At 65.5% G+C, this 2,377-nt stretch carries 2 protein-coding genes; one reads left to right on the top strand and one right to left on the bottom strand.

All coding sequences use genetic code 11. The features are described from left to right. Positions 1-228 precede the first annotated feature (228 nt). Positions 229-1,962, bottom strand: a complete 1,734-nt coding sequence (locus ACR652_RS19945) for an IS1634 family transposase (protein ID WP_434508220.1) — start codon at positions 1,960-1,962, stop codon at positions 229-231. 207 nt (positions 1,963-2,169) lie between these two features. Between ACR652_RS19945 and ACR652_RS19950 the strand changes: the two genes are divergently transcribed. Further along, positions 2,170-2,377: hypothetical protein (locus ACR652_RS19950; protein WP_434508221.1), on the top strand; the 208-nt coding region annotated here is incomplete at its 3' end.

The raw sequence follows: 2,377 nt of genomic DNA on the forward strand, positions 1-2,377 counted from the left end.
GCCTCAACTGGAGAGGACACGCCCGCGCTGTCTGGGCAAGCGGCGTGAGCCCGCAGCGATAATGCCAGCGGCGAACCAACTCCGCTTCGGCGATGGCGCTGGCGGTAACGATTCCCGATGTGCTGCTCCAGGGTTGCTTCCCTGAACTAAGCCGAAGTTCCCCCTGGTGTGGTGACGGGTTGGGGCGTTGAGCTGGGGTTTTGCGCTGTGGTGGGGCGGTTGTACTGACTACGCCAGGCCGTGGCGGTGGGAGAGGTCGAGGAGTTCGAAGGCTCGCCGCTGTAGTGGAGTGGGGCTGGTGGGCATGGTGAATGCGGGCATGTCGTCGGCGGGTTGGATCTGGTTGGCGCAGAGGGTGGCCAGGTCGGCGAGCAGGCTGGTGAAGCTGTGTACTGGGGTGTCCTCGGGGGTGCGTTTACGCGCCGCTTTGGTCAGGGCCTGATCGGAGCGTTGGGCCGCGGCGACGGGGTTGGCGCGTTTGGCGGCCGCGGCGGGTTTGTCGTTGTCGACGAACAGGATTGGGGCCAGGGCGGCTTTCATGTGCCAGCTGATGTAGTAGGACAGCATGCGCAAGAACATGTGGGCGCGCACCCGGTCGGCCAGCCGATGCCGGATGGGCCGCACGTCCAGTTCGCTGTTGAGAGTGCGAAAGAACCGCTCGACATCGGCGAGGTTCTTGTAGCGCAGCACGACATCGTCGCGGCCCAGGGTGTGTTCGGGCAGGCTGGTGCGCAGCACGTAGATCCCGTCGAGGGCGGCCTCGGCGGCGATGGCCTCGGTGTTGCGGGTGAAGGTGAAGGATTCGTCGGTGATGGTGAGGGTGAAGTGTTTGGCCATCTTGTAGTGGTTGATCACCTTGCCCACCCGTAGCGCGATCTTGTCTTTGCCGCGCAGCGCGCGTTTGGCGCGGCCGGTGGCGGCGGCGATGGGGGTGAGTTCTTTTTCGGTGGCGGCCAACAGATCCTGGCGTTTGCGGGCCCGCTTCTCGGCCAGGGCGGGGTTGTGGCAGCACACCAGCCGCTCGCCGGGAAACTCCGGGGAGCTGATCTCGAACAGGTCCTGGGTATCGAACAGCGACAGCTGCAGCGCGCCCTCCTCGACCAACGCTTTGATCTGCGGGGCGCGCAATGCGCTGATCCAGTCCAGCTGCCCGGGGCGCACCTCGTCGCGGATGCGGGCGTGGGTGAGCATGCCCCGATCCCCGACCAGACACACCCGGGACAGCCCGAACCGGGTTTTGATCTTGGTGATCTGGGCGGCCAGGGTGTTGGGGTCGGCGGTGTTGCCCTCGAACACCTCGATCGCGATCGGGATCCCGGCGGGCGAGCACAGCAGCCCGTAGACGATCTGCAGCCGGCCTTTGACCCCGTCACGGGGGTGCCCGATTGCCCCCAGTGGGCAGGTGCGGCCCTCGAACGCCGCCGAGGACACGTCGTAGAGCACCAGCGTGCCGTTGACCAAATGCCGGGCAGCCAGGGCGTTTTCGATGACCTCTTTGCGCTCAAGCACCCAGTCCATGGCCGCGTACAGGTCGTCCTCATCACAGCTGGCCACGCCAAGCAGCCGTCCCAGGGAGCTGGTGGCGGTTTCGGCGCGCAGCCCCCGCGCGACCGCCAGCTTGGAGCCGGGATCGATCACCTGGGCGACTAGCATCGCGGTCACCAGATCGCGTGTGCGCGAGGGCGTGGCATCGATGAGCTCCTCCACGCCGAGCCGACGTGCGGTGCCCAGCACCGCCGCGACATGCCCGTGCGGCAGGCTGCGGGTGATCTCAAAGGCCTGCGACAAATCCAGTTTCGGCGGCAGCCCCTTGAGCGTCTGCGCCAGCGCATCGACCTTGGGCTCGGGCCAGTGCGACAGGTTGGCCAGGGTGCGGTTCTTCACCTTCCCGCCTTGGCGGTAGCTTTCCCGCAGCAGGATGGCCGGCGGCGACCCCCGATTCGGAATCCGCGCCACATACATGTCTACTTTGTAGCACACTTGCCAACGGTAGACCGGTACATCACCGTGTGACACGCCGCGTAGTTAAGGACTATACATGTCTACGAACCAAAGCTGCTTCTGAGCGCGAAATGCCCGCTCATCAATACAAACGAGAGTTCAGACCCGCCCTACAAGGGGGAACTTCGGCCTAGCACAAGCGCGCGCCGGCCCCCGATCGGAGCACAGTTGGATCCTTATCGCGGCCTGGGCAATGGGGCGCGGGTCGCGGTAAGCGATATCTCGCGCGCACGACATCCCGGCGTGGTGCGCGGGGTCTACGACGGCACGTTCGACCGGACCAATCTGCCCGACGAAATTGTTCTGACGAACTACTTCAGCGTGCGCGACGGCCAGATCGTCAGCCTAGTCATCGTCTTCAATCAGCCCGCCGACT

The organism is Methylocystis sp. (genome assembly GCF_051061225.1).
GTDB lineage: Bacteria > Pseudomonadota > Alphaproteobacteria > Rhizobiales > Beijerinckiaceae > Methylocystis.

Bases quoted from the DNA above. Each gene is read 5' to 3' on its own strand.
- ACR652_RS19945 (WP_434508220.1), bottom strand. From the start codon at position 1,962: ATGTATGTGGCGCGGATTCCGAATCGGGGGTCGCCGCCGGCCATCCTG.